General features: G+C 45.9%; 21 protein-coding genes. 9 read left to right on the top strand and 12 right to left on the bottom strand.

The genetic code is table 11. The features are described 5' to 3' along the window. Positions 1 to 8 precede the first annotated feature (8 nt). The gene (locus VP504_RS01980; RefSeq protein WP_062661551.1) at positions 9 to 752 is read left to right on the top strand and encodes an FNR family transcription factor; all 744 of its coding nucleotides are present in this window, start codon (positions 9 to 11) and stop codon (positions 750 to 752) included. A 140-nt stretch (positions 753 to 892) separates the two neighbouring features. Further along, the gene (uspE, locus tag VP504_RS01975; protein ID WP_325892697.1) at positions 893 to 1,843 is read left to right on the top strand and encodes a universal stress protein UspE; all 951 of its coding nucleotides are present in this window, start codon (positions 893 to 895) and stop codon (positions 1,841 to 1,843) included. 92 nt (positions 1,844 to 1,935) lie between these two features. Here uspE and VP504_RS01970 read toward each other — a convergent pair whose 3' ends face one another. From VP504_RS01970 to VP504_RS01920, 11 genes are all read right to left on the bottom strand, one after another. Then, positions 1,936 to 2,709, bottom strand: a complete 774-nt coding sequence (locus tag VP504_RS01970) for a DNA-binding transcriptional regulator (protein ID WP_062706316.1) — start codon at positions 2,707 to 2,709, stop codon at positions 1,936 to 1,938. A 19-nt stretch (positions 2,710 to 2,728) separates the two neighbouring features. Further along, positions 2,729 to 3,571, bottom strand: a complete 843-nt coding sequence (locus VP504_RS01965; RefSeq protein WP_325892696.1) for a fumarylacetoacetate hydrolase family protein — start codon at positions 3,569 to 3,571, stop codon at positions 2,729 to 2,731. Beyond that, entirely contained in the window at positions 3,568 to 5,064 is a 1,497-nt protein-coding gene (mhpA, locus tag VP504_RS01960) for a bifunctional 3-(3-hydroxy-phenyl)propionate/3-hydroxycinnamic acid hydroxylase MhpA (RefSeq protein WP_325892695.1), read from the bottom strand. The genes VP504_RS01965 and mhpA overlap by 4 nt, the downstream gene beginning before the upstream one ends. A 6-nt stretch (positions 5,065 to 5,070) precedes the next feature. Next, the gene (locus VP504_RS01955) at positions 5,071 to 6,048 is read right to left on the bottom strand and encodes a VOC family protein (RefSeq protein ID WP_325892694.1); all 978 of its coding nucleotides are present in this window, start codon (positions 6,046 to 6,048) and stop codon (positions 5,071 to 5,073) included. A 50-nt stretch (positions 6,049 to 6,098) separates the two neighbouring features. Next, complete coding sequence (locus VP504_RS01950) at positions 6,099 to 7,106, bottom strand: TRAP transporter substrate-binding protein (RefSeq protein WP_325892693.1); 1,008 nt, start codon at positions 7,104 to 7,106, stop codon at positions 6,099 to 6,101. A gap of 25 nt (positions 7,107 to 7,131) precedes the next feature. Further along, positions 7,132 to 8,436, bottom strand: a complete 1,305-nt coding sequence (locus VP504_RS01945; RefSeq protein ID WP_325892692.1) for a TRAP transporter large permease — start codon at positions 8,434 to 8,436, stop codon at positions 7,132 to 7,134. Continuing rightward, positions 8,437 to 8,904, bottom strand: coding sequence for a TRAP transporter small permease (locus tag VP504_RS01940; RefSeq protein WP_325892691.1), 468 nt, complete (start codon positions 8,902 to 8,904; stop codon positions 8,437 to 8,439). A 286-nt stretch (positions 8,905 to 9,190) separates the two neighbouring features. After that, positions 9,191 to 10,084, bottom strand: coding sequence for a tRNA 2-thiocytidine(32) synthetase TtcA (gene ttcA / locus VP504_RS01935; RefSeq protein ID WP_325892690.1), 894 nt, complete (start codon positions 10,082 to 10,084; stop codon positions 9,191 to 9,193). Between the two features lie 179 nt (positions 10,085 to 10,263). Further along, a complete protein-coding gene (locus VP504_RS01930) occupies positions 10,264 to 10,908 on the bottom strand; it encodes a DUF2987 domain-containing protein (protein ID WP_325892689.1) in 645 nt (214 codons plus the stop codon). Further along, complete coding sequence (locus tag VP504_RS01925; RefSeq protein WP_325892688.1) at positions 10,905 to 11,678, bottom strand: glucosaminidase domain-containing protein; 774 nt, start codon at positions 11,676 to 11,678, stop codon at positions 10,905 to 10,907. Before VP504_RS01925 ends, VP504_RS01930 begins: the two co-directional genes overlap by 4 nt. Further along, on the bottom strand, positions 11,679 to 12,488 hold the full coding sequence (locus tag VP504_RS01920) for a hypothetical protein (RefSeq protein WP_325892687.1): 810 nt from the start codon (positions 12,486 to 12,488) through the stop codon (positions 11,679 to 11,681). A gap of 342 nt (positions 12,489 to 12,830) precedes the next feature. Here VP504_RS01920 and potA point away from each other — a divergent pair, with 342 nt between their 5' ends. The 4 genes from potA to VP504_RS01900 all read left to right on the top strand — a co-directional run bounded on the left by potA (position 12,831) and on the right by VP504_RS01900 (position 16,716). Further along, the gene (gene potA, locus VP504_RS01915; protein ID WP_325892686.1) at positions 12,831 to 13,946 is read left to right on the top strand and encodes a spermidine/putrescine ABC transporter ATP-binding protein PotA; all 1,116 of its coding nucleotides are present in this window, start codon (positions 12,831 to 12,833) and stop codon (positions 13,944 to 13,946) included. Further along, positions 13,930 to 14,787 carry a spermidine/putrescine ABC transporter permease PotB gene (gene potB, locus VP504_RS01910; protein ID WP_325893959.1) on the top strand — a complete coding sequence of 286 codons (858 nt, stop codon included), beginning with the start codon at positions 13,930 to 13,932 and terminating at the stop codon, positions 14,785 to 14,787. The genes potA and potB overlap by 17 nt, the downstream gene beginning before the upstream one ends. After that, complete coding sequence (potC, locus tag VP504_RS01905; RefSeq protein WP_325892685.1) at positions 14,784 to 15,554, top strand: spermidine/putrescine ABC transporter permease PotC; 771 nt, start codon at positions 14,784 to 14,786, stop codon at positions 15,552 to 15,554. The genes potB and potC overlap by 4 nt, the downstream gene beginning before the upstream one ends. A gap of 121 nt (positions 15,555 to 15,675) precedes the next feature. After that, positions 15,676 to 16,716, top strand: a complete 1,041-nt coding sequence (locus tag VP504_RS01900; protein ID WP_325892684.1) for an extracellular solute-binding protein — start codon at positions 15,676 to 15,678, stop codon at positions 16,714 to 16,716. A 54-nt stretch (positions 16,717 to 16,770) separates the two neighbouring features. Here VP504_RS01900 and cobB read toward each other — a convergent pair whose 3' ends face one another. After that, entirely contained in the window at positions 16,771 to 17,487 is a 717-nt protein-coding gene (gene cobB, locus VP504_RS01895; RefSeq protein ID WP_325892683.1) for a Sir2 family NAD+-dependent deacetylase, read from the bottom strand. Positions 17,488 to 17,601: 114 nt separating this feature from the next. On the opposite strand from cobB, the gene VP504_RS01890 reads away from it, so the two are divergent. From VP504_RS01890 to VP504_RS01880, 3 genes are read left to right on the top strand one after another with little or no spacing between them, the layout of a single operon-like run. After that, positions 17,602 to 18,951, top strand: a complete 1,350-nt coding sequence (locus VP504_RS01890; protein WP_325892682.1) for a hypothetical protein — start codon at positions 17,602 to 17,604, stop codon at positions 18,949 to 18,951. A 1-nt stretch (position 18,952) separates the two neighbouring features. Beyond that, positions 18,953 to 19,387, top strand: a complete 435-nt coding sequence (locus VP504_RS01885; RefSeq protein ID WP_325892681.1) for a hypothetical protein — start codon at positions 18,953 to 18,955, stop codon at positions 19,385 to 19,387. After that, on the top strand, positions 19,371 to 20,999 hold the full coding sequence (locus VP504_RS01880) for a diguanylate cyclase domain-containing protein (protein WP_325892680.1): 1,629 nt from the start codon (positions 19,371 to 19,373) through the stop codon (positions 20,997 to 20,999). The genes VP504_RS01885 and VP504_RS01880 overlap by 17 nt, the downstream gene beginning before the upstream one ends. Positions 21,000 to 21,031 lie beyond the last annotated feature (32 nt).

Raw genomic sequence — 21,031 nt, 5'->3', positions numbered from 1 at the left:
GCAGGCTCATGATTCAAGACAAAATTCCTACTAAACGTGTTCAATCTGGTGGTTGCGCAATCCATTGTCAGGACTGTAGCATCAGTCAGCTTTGTATCCCTTTTACGTTAAGCGAGAGTGAACTGAATCAGCTTGACCAAATTATCGAGCGTAAAAAGCCGATTCAAAAAGGTCAGCCTTTATTCCAAGCCGGTGATCAACTTCGTTCTCTGTATGCCATTCGTTCAGGCACTATCAAGAGCTACACCATCACAGAACAAGGTGATGAACAAATTACAGCCTTCCATTTAGCTGGTGACTTAGTGGGTTTTGATGCAATTAACCATATGTCCCACCCTAGTTTTGCTCAGGCGTTGGAAACTTCTATGGTATGTGAGATTCCATTCGAAATACTCGATGACCTGTCAGGTAAAATGCCCAAGCTACGCCAGCAAATCATGCGTTTGATGAGTAGTGAAATTAAAGGCGACCAGGAAATGATCCTGCTTCTCTCTAAGAAAAATGCTGAAGAGCGCCTTGCAGCATTCCTTCATAGCCTGTCTACCCGATTTTCTGCACGTGGTTTCTCAGCGAAAGAATTTCGCCTTACCATGACACGTGGTGATATCGGTAACTATCTTGGCCTGACTGTTGAAACCATCAGCCGCCTGCTGGGTCGTTTTCAGAAAAGTGGCATGCTGAGTGTAAAAGGCAAATATATCACCATTCTTGATCATGAAGAACTGAGCCGTTTAGCAGGTGTATCCAAGTAAACCCTTCTTTAAACATAGATCTCGAAATGGCGCTATACGCGCCATTTCTCTTTTTTGGCTTATATCTATCTGAATTTATCGCAAGATCCTGCCACAATGAGTTAAATTAAAGTATCGGCATCACAAAGCTGGAGGTTGTTATGAACAGATATACCAACTTGCTCGTCGCTATAGATCCCGACCATGAAGAACAGCCTGCTCTGTCCCGTGCGAAGGACATCGCAAGAAAATCCTGTGCACCAGTGACAATCACCCTGTTCCTTGCCATTTATGACTTTTCTTATGAAATGACCTCTATGCTTTCTGCAGAAGAGCGTCAGGCAATGCGAGCAGGAGTGCTTAAGCAACGTGAAGAGTGGATAGACTCAGTCATTGAAAAGAATGCGTCTGAAGAGCTTGAGATCGTTAAACACGTTGTTTGGCATAACCGTCCATACGAAAGCATGATCGCAAAAGTGTTTGATGGCGAACATGATCTGGTAATCAAAGCGACACATCAACACGACAAGCTCGGTTCACTGATCTTCACTCCTACCGACTGGCATTTGCTCCGCAAGTGCCCTTGTCCGGTTCTTTTGGTTAAAGAACATAGCTGGCCTGAAAACGGAAAAATTCTTACTGCGGTGAACGTCTCTTCTGAAAATGAAACCCATGAGCCGCTCAACGATAAGCTCATCGATGAAGCCAAGGCCATGAGCAAACTTCTCACCGCAGAAGTGAATCTGGTCAACGCATATCCTGCGACACCGGTGAATGTCACCATTGAACTGCCCGAGTTCGATCCTGCTTCCTATACCGATGCTGTAAGGGGCCATCACTTGCTTCAAATGAAAGCGCTGCGGCAAAAACATAGCATTGATGAAGATCAGACTTTCTGTATGGAAGGCTTACCCGAGGATGTTATCCCCGCCGTTGCCAAAGAGTTAGATGCCGAATTGGTGATACTGGGAACTACAGGGCGTGTCGGCCTGTCCGCTATCTTTATAGGCAATACAGCAGAGCACACCATTGACCAACTCAATTGCGACGTATTGGCTATTAAACCTGACGGCTATGTTAGCCCACTCGCCCCCAATGTTGGATTGGGTTAATTTGAATATTTCCAAAAGCGCCGAAAGGCGCTTTTTTCAACCCTAAACGACCCACCTCAGTAAGTGTTAGATGTTTACTTTTCGCTTCTACCTTATGTATCCAGTCCCGCTTTAATCTTTGTTGCTATTTCTTTGACTTCCTTCTCCGCCATCTTCAGGGACTGCTTTAGCGTCATAGCCTCTCTTGTCCAAACCATAGAAACGCATGCGACGACCCGACCTGATGAAAAAACAGGTACCGCGAACGATGACGTCTTTGACTGAAACTCTTGACCAATACGCGTTGCATAACCATTAAATTGAACCTCTTTGATCATGGCAAGCAAAACATGGTCGAGCAAAAACGGAGGATCAAGGGGATCTTGGAGTCGCCGAATATGCTCAATAATCATCCTTCGTTCTTCCGGAGGACAAAACGCCAGATAACAACGTCCTGGTGAAGTTCTTAGCATAGGTAATCTAAAGCCAGACATTCCTCTATCTATGGATAAAGGACTCCTCATATGCGTAGTTTCTTGTATCACCATTGCCCCGTTGTCATAGGTAGACAAATCTAAAGGCCATACTAGCTTTTTCGAGTACTTGGCAAGCAGTGGGCCAGCCAATTGACAGACTTCAGTTGTGGCGGCAAACCCATCACTTAGCGAGGCAGCCATCCGTGTCACCCGAACACGTTTCGAAGTGGAGGAAAATGCAACATAGCCCTCCTCTTCCAGCGTTTCTAATAAGCGATAAACGGTAGGTCTGGGTATGTCTAATGCAGTTGCGATTTCAGACACTTTGCAAACACCTTGACGATTGATGAACTTTAATACGTCCAATCCCCGCTTTAATGCCCTGACTGTATCTGAATAACGTGTATGCATCGCTTCTCCTGACTAAATCCTACTTCTCTGAAATAACGCGGTTTTTCAGTATTCCAATACCCGAAATTTCAATTTCACAAACATCACCTTCTTTCATAAAGACTGACGGATTACGACGAGCACCCACGCCACCGGGCGTACCAGAAACAATAACGTCACCAGGTAACAATGGAAGAATAGTTGAACAATAAGCAATGAGCCTTTGAACAGAAGCAATCATTAAATTCGTGGTGGTATCTTGCATCACTTCTCCATTCAATCGTGTTTGCAAATGCAGTTTTGAAGGGTCCGGTATTTCATCCGAGGTCACCATCCAAGGGCCAAATGGGCCTGTTCCGTAGAATGTTTTACCCGGCATAAACTGATGGGTATGCTTCTGCCAATCACGTACTGACGCATCGTTGTAACACGCATAGCCAGCCACTACATCTAGTGCTTTTTCCTCAGGAACACGTCTGCATTCTTTACCAATAATGACGGCTAACTCACCTTCATAGTCAAACTTATCTGATTCTAATGGTTTGATAAGATTAGCATTATGGCCAATTTGGCTACCAGAAAAGCGAGCAAATAAAACAGGATTTGGGGTTTCTTCCCTGCCCGTTTCGCTAATGTGATCATGATAGTTAAGGCCTACACATATAATCTTATCGGGATTTGGTATCACAGGCAGATGCTCGACCTCATCGAAGGCATAATCAGAGGGAATTTTGGTGAGAGCGTCGATGTTTACCAAGTCCCCCATAGCAATAAAGTCCTTCAGAGAACAAAAATGTGTACGTTTGCCTAAATCAACAATGCCAGAGTCTTTCACTATGCCAAAAGACTCTCTTCCTTTTGCTTTAAATGAACAAAATTTCATTTTATGCCTTCTCCATTTTTAATGTCATACGGTAGGAGTGATATCAGTTCAACGATCTCATCTACCGTATTTCCCGTGCCCAATATGTATCTGTCAGGGCGTAACAAAACACCTTTAGCATCGAGCCCATCGAGGTAGTATTTGAGTGACGGAAACTCTGAAGTCGATGCGACATCAATACCTGTAAGTTGTTTAACTTCATTTTCCATTGCGTTCTCAACGACAAACAAACACTCGTATGGATACAAGTCGTCCATTCGTTGACCAAGATGATTTTTGGGCTGACTAAACTGTTTCCCACAATGCACGCCGTCGCCAAGCCCTTGGCCAAGAGGAGGATAAAGTGATGTCATCTCTCTATGTCCATCATCACTTTTTATTGCAGCTTCTAGCGCAGGCTTGCCATTTGCCGTATTTATCAAATGTCCAAGCCTGATCGCCGTTTCTATAAAGGCCTCTGCATTGGGTTTTCTTTCAGTTTGATAAGTGTCTAAAAGTGTTGGGTTATGTCCGTGGCGTAAACAGGCAACCAACTTCCATGCCAAATTTGCAACATCTCGAATACCTGCACACATTCCCTGCCCCATAAATGGCGGCGTCTGATGGGCGGCATCCCCAGCGATGAATAGGCGTTCTTTACTCCATGTTTTAGCCACAAGAGAATGAAAGGTATAAACAGCACTTCTTTCAATTTCTGCCTCATCTGGTGTCAACCATGCTGCAAGAAGATTCCAGACACTTTCTTCTTTCGCTATATCAACACTATTTTCGCTAGGATTAACGGATATCTCCCAGCGTCGGCGCTTGCCAGGACCTCTTATGTATGTCGCTGGCCGGGTCGCGTCACAATACTGGATGGAGTGATCACCAAGGCTTGGTTTGTTTGTTTTCAACACAGTGTCAACGACTAACCAACGCTCATGAAACCCAAAGTCCTTCATTGGAGATTCAATAAAACGCCTTACAAGAGATCGCGCCCCATCACACCCAACGAGATAAGAGGCCCTAACATGTTTGATTTCTCCGTTGGACATGTTCTCAAATCGAATAGACACTTCGTCCTGCAAACCATCGATCATGAAAGCTTCGCAACGATTCATTATCGTCACGTCTGGGTAAGTCTCTAGCGCTTGCCTCAGTGAGGCCTCTAAATCCGGCTGATGGAACCGCCAACTGGGATGCCAGGCATGCTGACTTTCTTCCTGTGGCCTTGGCCAGTCCAACAAAAGCTCGCCATCGCCTGAAACAAACTTCATCCCAGGGTTGATGCGTATCTTAGGCAAGAGCTTTTCTGCAATACCAATCCATTGGAAAACCCTCATCACTTCATCGTCAAAATGAACGGCTCTTGGTAGGTGATAAGCCAATGCCTCTCGCTCTAGTACGAGCACTTTGGCACCCGACATACCGAGTAAATTCGCCAGCGTGGCTCCCACTGGGCCCAAACCAACTACCACGACATCATAAATGTCATGTTCAGCAGCGATTTTCATTGTGATTCACCTTTGAGAAGTAAGTTTGTTGTATAGCCAAGGGCAATCGATAATGGGGGGCGCTCTTAACCCTTCGGCGGCAGCTTGAAGACGCATGGCTCGAAGCCTTTTGCGTCCGCCATCTTCGGGAAGGTAAAGGCGTTCATGACCCCAGAAGCTCGGCCCGACCGTGGTTTCATGTGGCTTCCATGTGGAAGTATCAATGACTCTCCCCCCCCAACCACTTTCTACAAAAAAACCGGAAGGTGAGTAACCATAGTAAGACGTCATGTAGTCGTTGGTGTGCCGTCCAAGCGTGTAAGCAATGCTATCTTCTCTGAGTTGCGCTAGATCGTAGCCTTGTCCAACGTCATCAAGATTTTGGTATTCGACCATAAAGTGATGAAAGCCAGCCTGTCCAGATCCAATCATCGCAAAACTATGATGTCTCCCATTGACGTGGAAAAAGTACATGCCGTAAGGAGACTGGCCGTAATCAGAGACATTAAAACCCAGAATATCTCGGTAGAAAGGCAACATGACTTCAATATTTTCCACGTGCAGCACAGCATGCCCCATACCGAGGGGACCTGTATTAAATCCATCAATTGGGCGGCCAGGAATAAAGGGGTCTGAAGTGATTGCAGGGTTAAATACGAGCTCAACACGGTTACCCATGGGGTCGAAAAACCAAATGAGCGCATCAACAAAGCGTCTGCCTGCAAGTTCTTGTGTACCCAGGTTAACTTGATACCCTGCAGCATCTAGCTTTGCAGCGAAAAATGTTAAATCATCAACAGACTCTACTTCCCAACCAATGAAAGCGAGCGTATCTCCTTTTTCACCTGAAATATGGAGACGCTGCTCTCTATCATCCATGCGAAACGACAATGAATGACCTGCTCGGTCAACTTTCTGCATCCCAAGGATGTGACTGGCAAAAGAAGCCCAGTCATCCAATTTGTCAGAGCCAATGCCGAGGTAACCTAAAGCACATATCGCCAAAATTCAGTCCCCTTTTTTCCTTAAATTACAATGTCTATAAAGGTACTCACTCATTCTTCAGCAATCTCAATTGCCCTTTTTAGTACTACCTCAGCGCCATCTGGCTTTCCTGATAGCCACAAGTTTCTCGCATCGACAAAAGCATCAGTCCATGCTGCGTTTTGCTCTGTATTAAGCTGTATAAAGTGGACATCAGGTTTAGCTTTCATCTGCGCTTCAATATCTGTCTCGCTAGCATCGATACGCTCAGCTACCCAGGCGCTTCTTTCGCTTAAAGACATAGAATCGATAGCTGCTTTATCCTTATCTGGCAGACGCTCATAGGTTTTCTTGTTCATCAGAAAAGCCAATGGTGTCGCAATGAAGCGTGTGTTCGTCACATTCGGAGCGACTTCATACAGCCGAAAGCTCTTATACGCATCCATTGTCCATGCTGCACTGCTTACAACATTTCTCTCCATATTTTCATAAACTTGTGGAGCTGGAATAGGAACTCCAGAAGCCCCCATTTCATTAAGTAACTCGGAGCCGTAAGGTGAAGGAGACCGCATTTTGATGCCTGATAAGTCGCTCGGGACTTTGATCTCTTTATCGGCGCTGAAGATCCGATACCCCGGTGTGGTAAACAATGCGATCACCTTAAAATCTGCGAATTCAGTGCCCAACAGGCCTTCTTGTTTGAGGGTGTTTAGTATTCGCGTGCCCGTTTTCGAGTCTTTGACTAGTCCGGGTATTTCGGAAACTGTAGTCATGGGAAACAGACCTGAGGTGTAAGTAGGAACAACGAAAGCAACATCAGCAACGCCCTTTGCCACTAACTCGGCCTGAGCTGGTGGAGCGCCTAGGATGGATCCGGGATACAGTTTAAATCTATATCCCTTTGTTAATTTGGGGTTTACCTCATCAATCCAAGCCTGAAGTGTTTGAGAAAAAAAACCTTTGGCTGGTTCAAAGGATGACACCCTCATTTGCTTTGCAATAGCGTCAAATCCCGTCAGCAAAAGCAAAACGGCAAGCAAGCCTGACTTTACGAACAAAAAGTGCATTGTCTTTTTCATAAAACGACCCTCCTTGAGTCAGATGCTATCTGGCAGCATCGGGCAGCCACATAACCAGTACTGGAAAGGCGATAATCAAGCCTATCCGTATAAAATCTGCGGCGACGAACGGCAGAACCCCTTTCCAAAGAGCAACCATGGGTATGTCTGCATTCGTCGCCTTTAAGACAAATAAATTCATTCCTACAGGTGGTGTAATCAGCCCCATTTCTACGACCATAACCACATAAATACCGAACCAAATCAGGTCTATACCTGCGGCATCCGCGACAGGGACAAATAGCGGAACGGTCAATAACAACATCGCCAGGCTATCCATCAGGGTTCCTAAAACCAGATAGATGCATGTCATTAAGAGAATCACCATCAGTGGTGAATCGAGAACACCGGAAAAAATCGCCGTCAATGAAAAAGGTAAATCGGAAAGCGCGAGGAAAAAGTTGAATAAATTTGCAGCGATGAGCACGAGATAGAGAGCACCGCAAGTTTTGGCTGTATCCGTTGCGGCTTCAATAAATCCTTTTTTAGAAAGGCGTCGACTGAGCACGCCATATCCGATCACAAGCACTAACCCCACAGCCGCCGTCTCGTTAGCCGTAAAGTAGCCACTATATAGACCTAACATAATCAAGCTGAAAACACTTACTGGCGGCCCCAATTCTTTCCAAGCATTCAATCTTTCCTGCTTAGAGGATCTTGGGCGCTCAGTAGCGCTTGAGCGGCTAATTTTTAGTGAAAACCAGATGGCAGAGAAGTAAAGCAGAATAGCAATGGAAATGGGGCCAGCAGTGGCTAAAAGGAGTTGACGAATAGATTGCTCTGCGAGAAACGCATAAATCACTAACACTGTCGAGGGTGGAATCAAAATGCCTAATGTGCCGCCAGCTGCTACCGTGCCCGAGGCCAGACTTTGTGAATAACCTGCTCGCGCCATTTCCGGCAATGCTATTCGCCCCATTGTTGCTGTTGTAGCAAGAGAAGAGCCAGAGATCATACCGAACCCTGCAGATGCGCTGATCGTCGCCATGGCTAAACCACCCCGCTGATGGCCTAACAACGTTCGCATGGCCTCATAGAGTCGACTCGATAGCCCGCATTGCACTGCAATATTACCCATAAAAACAAAAAGCGGGAGCATAGCGAGGGTGTAATTAGTCAGAGACTCCCAAATGGTAGTGGCCCCAATTGTCAGCATCCCTTCAGTACCGATGATATAACTGCAACCTGCCAGTGCGACCAGTCCCATTGCAACGCCAACTGGCACTTCGAGGAGGATAAGCACCAATGTCGCAGCAAAACCAATACCACCGATTACGATCCCCACATCCATTTAGTCGACTCCCTTCAGTGCTTTGGTCAAACGCCTAGATGCCGCTAATATTGCGATAAAGAAAGACAGGGAGATAAGCAAGAGCAGCAAATCTTTTGGGAGACCCGAATCTGGCGTGGATTCTGGTGTGCCCCAACTTTCTATGACATACGTTGTCATGATGTAGAAAAGCGAAATGGCAAACACAAGTGAAAAAGCGCTACCTAAGATAAGAAGTGGGCGCTTGAATAATTTAGGTTTCAACTCACTAAGCAGGCGCGCCGTAACATTGGAATCCTTAAGATAACAAGCCGGCATTGAGAGCAGCGCCCCTAAGCCGATAGACAAAGCAGTCGCTTCGATGACTCCTGGCAAATTAGCGTTCCAAATAGCACGGAGAAAGACGTCTAACACTGTCATCAGCGCACCAAGCAAAAAGCAAAAAGCCGACAAAATAAGTGAATAACGGGTAACAACTTCACTGCTCATGCACACCACCTCTACAACGCAGTCTCGACCTGTCATCTAACGGTAATGTTGCTAATAAAATGTTGCCACCAAAGGGCTTACTTTGTCCGTCTGCCGGACACTGAGAGGCGTTGATACTCAAAGAAACAAGACTTTATAGAAATAGCTGCCATCCATTGAATTTGATATGGCAGTTTTTATTCATACGAACTTCAGGAAAACATCAGGGATAATGTTCAGGAATGGATACAGAAAGGGAGCCCGATGGCTCCCTTCTTATGTTGCAATTTATAAATGAAGTGCATGACTACACGTTAGTGACGTCAATAAAAAGTGATTCGTCAATGTTTGTCGATGACACTACTGCCTCACTGAACTCATATTCACCGCGGTTGCCTTCACGATCCAGAGGTAAATTAACAAAATCGAAGAGCTCTCGGTCTGCCAATTGACTTGGGCTAACATTTTGGATGGACTTAAAGATACTCTCCACGCGGCCAGGTGTTTTTCTATCCCACTCGTTTAGCATCGATTTGATTGCCTGACGCTGGAGATTTTCTTGTGACCCACAAAGGTTACAAGGAATGATTGGGAAGTTTTTATGCTCAGCGTACTTAACTAGATCTTTCTCTCGGCAATAAGTTAGAGGCCGGATAACAACATTTCTTCCATCATCTGAGCGCAATTTTGGCGGCATTGCTTTCAACCGGGAGCCATGGAACATATTGAGAAACATAGTTTCAACGATATCATCCATGTGATGGCCAAGTGCTAATTTGGTCGCACCAATTTTCTCTGCAAATGAGTATAAAGTCCCTCGACGTAAACGCGAACAAAGACCACAGGTCGTCTTTCCCTCAGGGACCTTTTCTTTAACAACTGAATAGGTATCTTTATCGACAATGTAATAAGGGATATTCAGGCTTTCGAAGTACTCAGGTAGAATATGCTCTGGGAAACCAGGTTGTTTCTGATCTAAGTTGACCGCAACTACATCAAACTTTACAGGTGCTGCCGCCTGCAAGTTCAGTAAGATATCGAGCATAGCAAATGAATCTTTACCACCGCTGATACATGCCATCACAACATCATTTTCTTCGATCATGTTATAGTCGGCGATAGCACTACCAACATTCCTCCTCAGGCGTTTTTGGAGTTTGTTGAATTCAAGTGTCTCTTTTCTCGTATCTTTCTGATTCATTGGCGTTCTCAAAGTGTCGACTGAGTCAACGGTGTATTTTAACAGGCGGTGGATTATACGTATCTTTTAGAAGCGTTGAAATCCCTGGGTGAAAAATCCGAAACCGCCTATGTCCAATTCCATTCAGGCGACCTGATTAGTGCCTCCCCACAACCATGGCTAACGAGGCGACTAAAGGTTTAATTTTGCGGGATCCAAGGCGTGACTTTCAGTGGCTTTTGCGGAAAGAAAACACGTTCTCCAGTTTTCATCTCATTCAAACGGATAATGGCAACTTTCCCTTCCACATTAATGGCGCGTCCTTCTGAGGTTTTTAGTTCGGGTTGGACATCAGCAAAATGAACGGTCACCCCTTCAACCTCCGGCATAAACCAGGAAGAAAACATCCCCCCCAAATCCTGCATCATGGTCGTCATCTGAGGGACAAGATTATTGACCTGTTCTTCCGTCACTTCTGAGCCGAAACTTTTCTTTGCCATTACCTGAAATGAAATATCACAGGCTTGAGTGCCAGCGGTCTCAATGAACACATCCGGATTCACTTTACGAAGGTGACTGTCGATAGGCAGTGGGAGTTCTTGCGATGCCGGGATCTCAAATTCTTCGTAATGCGCTTTTTTGGTCATCCAGGCTTTGGTGATTTGGCAAGTGTCCCCATCGGTAGGTGAAATCATAAAATATCCAATTTTCACATCTGGATGGTTTTCACCATAGTTATGCTTAAGCTGGGTATATAGCTTGCTGTAACTGAATTTCACCTGCGCCGCAGCGACAGGTGATGAAATTACAGCGGCCATTAAGACTGCCGTAAGTCCTCTAATCATCCTTGGCTCCAATAATTCTGGTTGTATCGAATCATGCTTTGCACTTCATCGACGTAAGCTTGGCCGCGTTCAGAGTAGCTTTTCAATCCATTAGCCAATGCAACGCCGGTAACCGGCTCACCTGATTTTCTCAGTTCAGCACGAATATCTCGCAACGGGGCATACGCTTTATTACGGTTGACGTTAAGGAAATACGCTCGAATTGATTGATAAGTGTCTTTGAACACGGCGACTTCATGGGTTTTACCCTGCGAACGTGCGCTTGGCACCATGCCGCAGCCAGAAGTGTAACACCACTGTCCGAAGTAGTTATTTCCTTCACGGGCAAAGCGTGATGTACCCCATCCAGATTCTTTAGCTGCCTGAGTTAAAACAAGATCTGTAGGTATCACATCTACACGTTTAAGTGCTTCTTGATACCATTTTTGATCAGCACCTGCTTCTGGAAGCGTCAGATTAAACAACTCGGCGACACGGGCAATGAACGCTTTGTCTTCTGTCGTTGGCGTTTTTCCTTTTTCCAATTCAACCAGTCGTGTGCGCGCGTTTTCAATCAGTCCGTTGATATAGTTGATGCCGGGTTTCATAAAATCCACGAACGCTTTTTTCTTCTCATCAACCATTTGGTAAGAACCAAAATCAGGCTTCTCGACCATCGAAGGTGGCGGAGCAGCCTGTTGGAGTGTGTCTACAGTGAGAGGGGTTTGTGGGGCGTCGCTACACGCAGAAATAAATAGAGCCGAAGCCAATACAGCATGAGAAAGCTTCATTTAGGCGTTGAAAACCTCTTTATTACCGTCATCAGAAGAAGAATCATCATCGCCTTCTTGTGACACGGTCACTTCAATACCAACACCGAACATTTCTCGGTAAAGCACGCCCTTCACATTGAACATGAATGGTAGCGCCCAGACCAAGGCCAACCCTGCTGTCGCATAAGAAAAGACAAACAAGATAGCAATGACGATGTAAACCAAGGTCAATGGTATCAGTTTTTTTATAATCGCCCTAAATGAAACGATCATCGCCTCTACCGGGCGCAACCGCTTTTCACAGATAAGCAGAATGGTCATGGAGAAGGTAATGCCGAGGAAGATTCCCAGCAACGGGATGAGTTGGCTGCTGAAGCTTTGTAATGCGTTGATAAAGCTCATGGCCAGCGTTACGGCAAGTGCATAAGCCAAACCCTTAATAATGTGTCGTGGCTTGGTTCGAAACCCGATGGCATGGCTTAGGCCCATAAGGCTCGCCCCTGCATATAGCGGTGCCGATAATACTGTTGCAGCGAAAACAGCAATTCTGGCTGACGCCAAAAGATCAGGTGTCATTTGCCGTTTCCCGATAAAGGCTTCCATCACCGTATAGGGTGTGCCCTGCATAATCGTAAGCGCAACAAGGAAAATCAACACATGCGCAATGGTCAAAACCACTGTCGCAGGCAGGAATTGCCAAAAATGCTTCTGCGTCAGCTTGACCGCTTCTTGAACCACACTGGAAGCACTTAGCGTATAATTGCCACTCAGCGCATTTTCTAGGGTGCCGCCAACGTGAAGTGCGTTGCTCAACTGTTGTTTATTCATAGCAAAGTAACTTTTGTCTTTAGCCTAAGAAATCTCCCCACTCTTAAAGTTATAGGTGATATTTTTTGAACACGTCTCAAGGTGTCGCATTTTTAGACGTCACCTTAACGGTCTATACTACCGAACGCCTTCGTCCCCAATTTATAGACGCAGGTAGTAAGAATCGGATTTGCTCGCGGTTTCTACAAATTCCTGTACCGCGTCAATTTTAGGGTGAAAAATTGCCGATAAAACATAAAAAAACGCTTTAACTTCATGATTCGCGCGTCTATCATGCGCCGTCTATTTTTAGGGGAATTTTTACTTAGCTAATCGCCCACGGTGTAAGGAGTGAGAGTAGAATTGAACGCAACACAACCAATTAAAAAACCCGTTGTCCAGTTGAAAAGACTGTGCAAGAGCTTTGATGGCAAAGAGATCATTTCGAACTTTGATCTTGAAATACACAACGGTGAGTTTTTAACGATTCTAGGTCCGTCAGGTTGTGGCAAGACCACAGTACTTCGATTGATTGCTGGTCTTGAAGATGCAGACGATGGCCAAATTATCATTGATGAACAAGACGTGACTGCTATCCCCGCAGAACAACGTCATGTAAATACCGTTTTCCAGAGTTATGCACTGTTTCCACACATGACTGTGTTCGACAACGTTGCTTTTGGCCTGCGTATGCAGAAAGTGGCTGAAAGTGAAATCGAACCACGTGTGATGGAAGCCCTTCGCATGGTTCAACTTGAGAAATTCGCCCCCCGTAAACCTCATCAACTTTCAGGCGGTCAGCAACAGCGTGTTGCAATTGCACGAGCCGTGGTTAACAAACCAAAAGTACTCCTGTTGGACGAGTCTCTCTCCGCGCTGGACTACAAACTGCGCAAACAAATGCAGATGGAACTGAAACAGCTCCAGCGCAAGCTTGGCATTACTTTCATCTTCGTTACTCACGATCAGGAAGAAGCCCTGTCGATGTCTGACCGTATCATCGTAATGAAAGCAGGTGATGTGGTTCAGGATGGCAGCCCTCGTGAAATCTACGAAGAACCTTCTAACCTTTTTGTGGCGCGCTTCATTGGTGAAATCAACGTGTTCGATGCTGATGTCGTTTCGCGTATTGATGAGCAACGTATTACCGCGACTATCGAAGGCCGTGAATGTCAGGTTTACTGTAAGTTGGACGTCAAAGCGGGCGACCGCGTAAAAGTCCTGCTGCGTCCTGAAGACCTGCGTATCGAAGAAATCGAAGCGGCAGATTCTGGCAATGGCATTATCGGTTACGTTCGCGAGCGCAACTACAAGGGCATGACACTGGATTCAGTGCTAGAGCTGGAATCTGGCATGTCAGTTATGGTCAGCGAGTTCTTCAACGAAGACGATCCAGATGTAGACCACTCTTTGGATCAGAAAGTCGCGATTACCTGGGTTGAAAGCTGGGAAGTGGTACTGCCTGATGAAGAAGCTTAATCTCCAAAACGCCATCATTGGCGTGATTGTAGGTTGGTTGCTGCTGTTCGTGTTTATCCCGAACCTGATGATTATTGTCACCAGCTTCCTGACCCGCGATGACGCAAACCTGATTGAGATGACCTTCACCTTGAGCAACTACGCCAAGTTGATGGACCCGCTCTACGCGAAGGTGGTTTGGCATTCATTCTATATGGCAGCCATAGCTACCCTGCTCTGTTTGCTGATTGGTTACCCGTTTGCGTACATTATTGCGCGCATGCCAGTGAAATGGCGTCCTGTGATGCTGTTTATGGTGATTATTCCTTTCTGGACTAACTCGCTGATCCGTACGTACGGCCTGAAAATTTTCCTGGGTACCCGTGGTTTGCTTAACGAAGGCCTGCTGACGTTGGGCATCATCGATAAGCCACTACGTATTATGTACACCGAGTATGCGGTGATGATTGGCCTCGTTTATATCCTGCTGCCATTTATGATTCTTCCGCTTTACTCAAGTATCGAGAAGCTGGACAACAGCTATCTTGAGGCCGCGAAAGACTTAGGCGCAAGCAAGCTTCAGGCATTTATCAAAGTCATTCTGCCTTTGACCATGCCGGGCATCATCGCTGGCTGTCTTCTGGTTCTCCTTCCTGCCCTGGGTATGTTCTATGTATCTGACCTGCTGGGCGGCGCGAAGAACCTGTTGATTGGTAACGTCATCAAGAGTCAGATCCTCAATGTTCGAGACTGGCCGTTTGGTTCCGCAGCGAGTATTTCACTGACCGTATTGATGGGTCTACTGCTGTTCGCCTACTGGCGGGTTGGAAAGCTGATTAACAAGAGGGTAGAGCTGGAATGAGTCAATTTTTCCGTACCAGCTTTATGTCGCTGGTTTATGCATTCTTATACATCCCTATTGTCATTCTTATCGTTAACTCGTTTAACGAAAGCAAGTTCGGGATGGAGTGGAAAGGTTTTACCACAAAGTGGTACACCCTACTGCTTAATAACGACAGCCTGGTACAGGCCGCATGGAACTCACTGACAATCGCGGTGTTTTCGGCAACAGCCGCAGCAATTATTGGCAGCCTGACAGCAGTTGCACTGTTCCGTTACCGCTTCCGTGGTAAAGGCTTCGTGAATGGCATGCTGTTCGTGGTAATGATGTCTCCTGACATCGTAATGGCAATCTCGCTGTTGGCATTGTTCGTGCTGATGGGTGCGCAACTGGGCTTCCTGACCCTGCTGCTGTCACATATTACCTTCTGCCTGCCGTTTGTTGTGGTGACGGTTTACAGCCGACTGAATGGTTTTGATGCGCGTATGCTTGAAGCAGCGAAAGACTTGGCTGCAAGTGAGTGGACGATTCTGACGAAAATCATTCTGCCTCTGGCTGCACCCGCTGTGGCTGCGGGCTGGTTGTTGAGCTTTACCCTGTCTTTGGACGACGTCATCGTCAGTTCGTTCGTGACAGGTCCAAGCTACGAAATCTTGCCACTGAAAATCTACTCAATGGTTAAGGTTGGCGTTTCTCCAGAAGTGAATGCTCTGGCGACGCTGATGCTTATCGTCTCTCTCGTGTTGGTTATTTGCTCTCAAATGCTCGCACGCGACAAAGTGAGATAATAATACGAGGGAGCAACCATTGCGGTTGTTTCCCTCTGTTGTTTTCGCATTTTTCAGTCACGGATGGCTTGAACCACCCGTTATTCTCAATAATACCAATGAAAAACTACAGGAGTTGTCGATGAAACCCTGGTCTAAGTTTGCGCTGGGAAGCGCCCTGTCCTTCTCTCTTTTCTCTAACACTGCAATCGCAGAGGAAGAGCTCTATTTCTACAATTGGTCTGAATACATTCCTACCGAAGTGCTTGAGCAGTTCACAGAGGAAACTGGCATCAAAGTCATTTACTCAACCTATGAATCAAATGAAAGCATGTATGCCAAATTGAAAACACACCCTGACGGTTACGATCTGGTTGTGCCATCGACTTACTATGTGAAGAAGATGCGCGATGAAGGTATGCTGCAAAAAATCGATAAAAGCAAACTCAGCCACTTTGACGACTTGGATCCAAACAACCTGAACAAACCGTTTGACCCGGATAACCAATACTCTATCCCTTACATTTGGGGCGCTACAGGTATTGGTGTAAACACAGACTTTATTGAAAAAGACTCTGTTAACTCATGGGCCGATCTGTGGAGCCCAGAGTACGAGGGCCAACTGCTGATGATGGATGACGCTCGTGAATTCTTTCATATCGCGCTCACCAAACTCGGGTACTCAGCAAATACGACCAACCCGGAAGAAATCAAAGCCGCTTACGAAGAGTTGAAGAAAATCATGCCAAACGTGCTGGTATTCAATTCTGACTTCCCGGCAAACCCTTACATGGCCGGCGAAGTCGCGCTTGGTATGTTGTGGAACGGGTCGGCATACATCGCACGCAGTGAAGGTGCGCCGGTAGACATAGTATGGCCGAAGGAAGGCGCAATTTTCTGGATGGACAGCCTATCAATTCCTGCCACTGCGAAGAACGTAGACGCAGCGCACAAGATGATCGACTTCTTGCTACGTCCTGAGAATGCAGCGAAACTGGCTATCGACATTGGTTACCCAACACCGGTTAAAGCGGCTTACCCGCTCTTACCAAAAGCGTTCAAAGACGACCCAAGCGTCTATCCACCACAAGATGTCATGGAAAAAGGCGAATGGCAGAGCTCTGTTGGCGAAGCGAACGTACTTTATGAAGAGTACTTTCAGAAGCTGAAAGCGGGTCAGTAGAACACGAAAAAGTGGCCATTCATTGGCCGCTTTTACGTCCATACTGCAATCCATTTAATCTTGCAGTGCAAGAATCTCTTCTACCAGCTCAGGAACCAAAACACTCGCCTTCCCATAGCGCTTTTCGTCAAATTCACTTTCTACCGCACTCGGCTCCAAATTCATTTCAATCGTTTTTGCACCATTGATGGCAGCCTCATGCACAAATCCTGCCGCGGGATAAACTGAACCAGACGTACCAATTGAAATAAACAGGTCAGCCTCTACCAAAGCTGTATGTATTTTGTCCATATCCAACGGCATCTCGCCAAACCAAACCACGTGTGGGCGCATAGAGGAAGGTATCTGGCAGCAATGGCACAGGTCATCAACCATAATGTCATCCTTCCAATCCAACACTTGGTTAGAGCCACTACAGCGCGCTTTTAGAAGCTCACCGTGCATATGAATGATGTTTTCGCTACCAGCTCGTTCATGAAGGTTGTCGATGTTCTGAGTAACGATTATCACCGACCCTTCCAGTTCACGCTCCAGCTTTGCCAGTGCTTCATGCGCAGGGTTCGGCGCAACACCGGACTGCAGCTGTCTTCTTCGCTGGTTATAAAAAGTCTGAACCAACGCTGGATTTCTGGCGAAACCTTCAGGCGTTGCCACATCTTCGATGTGATGCTCTTCCCATAAACCATCTTGGGCCCGAAATGTACGAATCCCGGATTCGGCCGAGATACCTGCCCCCGTCAGTATGACAATGTTTCTATAGGGAAATTGCATATTGAGCTTCCTTTCTGGTCTTGGTTCCTGCGCACTTCTTCTGTATTGGATTTATGTGCTTTAAACCTTTATATCACTGTTGGTATTGGCAAAACAGCAGAGTGGGACTAGACCATGGTCGAAATCCTACATAAAACAACATTTAACAAGAGAAATCCGAAATATGTCTTATATTTAATGAGTGTCCCAAGCATGATCCGGAATAACTCATTGCGACCGCTCAAACTCATATTATTCGCTGCCTCAGTAGCTACATTAGCTTCAGTTAATGCTGTGGCTAATGAACACTTGCAGCTGAGTGGGTTTGGTAACCTATCCGCTATTCATTCCGGTACAGATGACTTTGGCTATGTTTATGATCTAACTAAGGGCCCTATTTATCGCGAATGGAGCCTGGATGCAGGTTCCTCCATTGGGCTGCAACTCAACGCCAGATTCTCCGATGGCTGGGATTTTGTCGTTCAGGGCGTTATCAAAGACCGCATCCAAAACAATTTAGACAAGACTATTACCTGGGCCTTTCTCCGTTACAGAGTCTCTTCAGCAGTTAGTGTACGCGTTGGTCGTATCGCCACACCCATCTACATGTTGTCAGAGTATCGCGATGTGGGCTTCGCATACCTTTGGACCAAACCTGTTACCGATTTCTATGCCAATATTCCTGTCACTAGTCTTAATGGCGGCGATATCGCATATACCACACCTCTCAGTGACGGGATCATAGAAGCAAGAGTTTTTGGTGGCCAATCCGCGGTCTCCATCAACACGATATTTAGCTCTTATGAAGTGACGCTGTCACCCATGATAGGCACAAAACTCAGCTTTTATTCTGACCGATGGAATATCTCGGGTTCAGCGACAACAGCCAAAGTTGATGAGGGAAACCCAGCGTCATCTCTAATCACTTTGGCATCTTCAAATAGCCAAATTTTGGCATTATGGCCTTCGCTTCAGAATACATTACAAGATTTTGAAGTCGAAACGACACGTTTCTATTACTACTCGCTTGGCGCTCAATATGAGACTGAAGATTGGAGCATCCAAGCTGAGCTAAGTTACACAGATGCTGATTGGCCGTTTTTCCCCGATTTGATGGCTGGTTATACAAGCCTAGGGAAAACGGTTAATGATCTTACCATTTACGGTTTTGCTTCAAAAGCCAAGTCTTTCGGTGATTTCTACGAACTAGAACCGCCTTCTATCGCAGCTCTAACAATACCTGAGATCAGTTATGCATATGGAGTAATCAAAAGTAACCTGAATGCACGAGTCATCGATCAGGAAACGCTGGGTATAGGGGCGCGCTATTACATTAATTCGCAACTCTCACTTAAAGGACAAATTGAAAGATCTTGGTTGAACAACGATAGGATCGGCAGTTGGTCAGTTAATGAAAAAGCCCTGACAAAGCCTGTGCCTGACTATATCGATACCATCTCTGTTGGCCTGAGCTTTGTGTTTTGATATGAAAATATTCGCATTAACACTACTCACTTTGATTTGGCTAGCATGGCCGCCTTGGACCCGTGCAGAGTTAGTTGTGGTCGTTAATGTAGAAAATCCACTGATCTCTCTGTCCTCCCGTCAATTAGTAGATCTGTATATGGGCCGTTCCAACTCCTACCCAAATGGAGAATCAGCATATACAACAGACCTTCCAGAGCAAAGCCAAGAGCGCGATTACTTCTATCGGACGTTAGTCGGTAAGTCATCAGCTCAAGTCAATGCATACTGGGCAAGACTGCTCTTCACCGGTAAGTCAGAGCCCCCTCAAACGGTACGCTCTTCCGCAGATGTTATCGCTTTGATTAAACAAAACAAAAACGCGATTGCATATATCAGCAAAGGCGATTTGGTTCATGGTTTAAAAGTGGTATATAAATTTGAAGATTCTCAATAGACGTGTCCATATCCGAGTTGCAACGGGTGTTGCCACAGGCGCACTCATTTTCTCGATCTTCGCGTCTATAACCTGGTTCTACATTTCTTATCACCAAGAAGTTGACCGCTCGCGTAGCCAGATTAAACAGGTTATCACCACCATCGAACAAACTGCTTCTATTGCGATGTATTTGGGTAACAAAGAACTGGCCGAGGAAGTACTGCGTGGACTTGAAGCCAACGACATTATCTCCGCTGCTCGCTTAACCAGTCAGGATGGACTATCTGCCTCTTTCTCAGGTAGCAGCGATTTGGAGCAAACTGACACCGCGATCATTTTTCCTATCCTGTCACCATTTAACGAAAATGAATTCGTTGGCGACCTTTTGGTCTACCCAAATCAAAAATATATCGAAAACAACGCAATCTCACTGGCAAAGATCCAGGTAATCGTGCTGGTGTTATATTCCGTTATTACCGCCTTACTAACGCTTATCATCGTTAACCGTATCCTTACTGAACCAATGAAAAAAATCGCTAATCGCTTTCACTTGATTACACCGGGTGATACCACACGAATAGATGTGCCTGTTGGCCATAAAGAAAACGAGATCGGTGCATTAGTCAGCGACATTAATGGTCTATTGGATGCGGTAAACAATCAGATTGATAATGAACGTGACCTGCGATCTGAAACTGAAAACCTCTCTAAGAAATTCCGCTTTATCTTTGAGCGTGCAAGTGCAGGTATTGGCCTCATTGATTCGAGTAACCGGCTAATCGTCGCAAATCCTGCGTTACTGAGGCTGCTCGGCCAGACATTTATTGTCGATACTGACCGATTCTCCAAAACAGACTTCACAGGCTATTTTAACGATCCTGCAGAGATTAAAGAGTTTATTGACGAGTTCTGGCTTAAGCCCGGAAATCAGTTCAGTGCTGTAGATATTCAGCTTAAACACAAAGTCCGTGCTGCTGACCGTTGGGTACATTGTCTGTTTTCGAAAGTTGAAGACATTAATAATCCAGATGATAGTCTGCTCGAGGTCGTCCTTTACGACATCACAGAGCGCGCAGAGCGTGAACAAAATATTATCTATGAATCAGAGCATGACCCGATTACACAGCTCCTGAACCGACGTGCAGGCATGGCCAAACTCGAAGTCTCACTTCAAGAAGCCGACAAAAAACAACGTAAGTTCGCCGTTCTCATGATTGATCTCGATGGTTTTAAACATGTCAACGATACTTACGGGCATGATGCTGGTGATAAGGTGATTATCGAGGTCGCTAACCGCATCAAACAATTCTTCCGTGGCTCGGATGTTGTGGCACGCTGGGGTGGTGACGAATTCTTGATTGGATTCTCTTACAACCCAAATTACGAAACCGCCGTTTCAGACATTGCGTCTGATCTGCAATTCCAGGTAGCCCTTCCTGTCGAGATAGGTCATGAGCAGACCGCGACTGTCGGCTCTAGTATTGGTATTAGCGTGTACTCTAATAACGATGAAACGATCAGTGCGCTTATTGAGCAAGCAGATGAAGCCATGTATTACGTGAAAAACAATGGTAAAAACTTCTTTCGTTTCTACCAAGCGGAAGAAACAACAGCATCAGCAAATCGCTAGTCAAAAGTGACAACATATTGAATCCTTCCCCA

It is taken from the genome of Grimontia sp. NTOU-MAR1, from assembly GCF_035758505.1.
Lineage (GTDB): Bacteria > Pseudomonadota > Gammaproteobacteria > Enterobacterales > Vibrionaceae > Enterovibrio > Enterovibrio marinus.
Note: the sequence above shows the minus strand (reverse complement) of the source record. Positions and strands in the feature narration are given on the sequence as shown.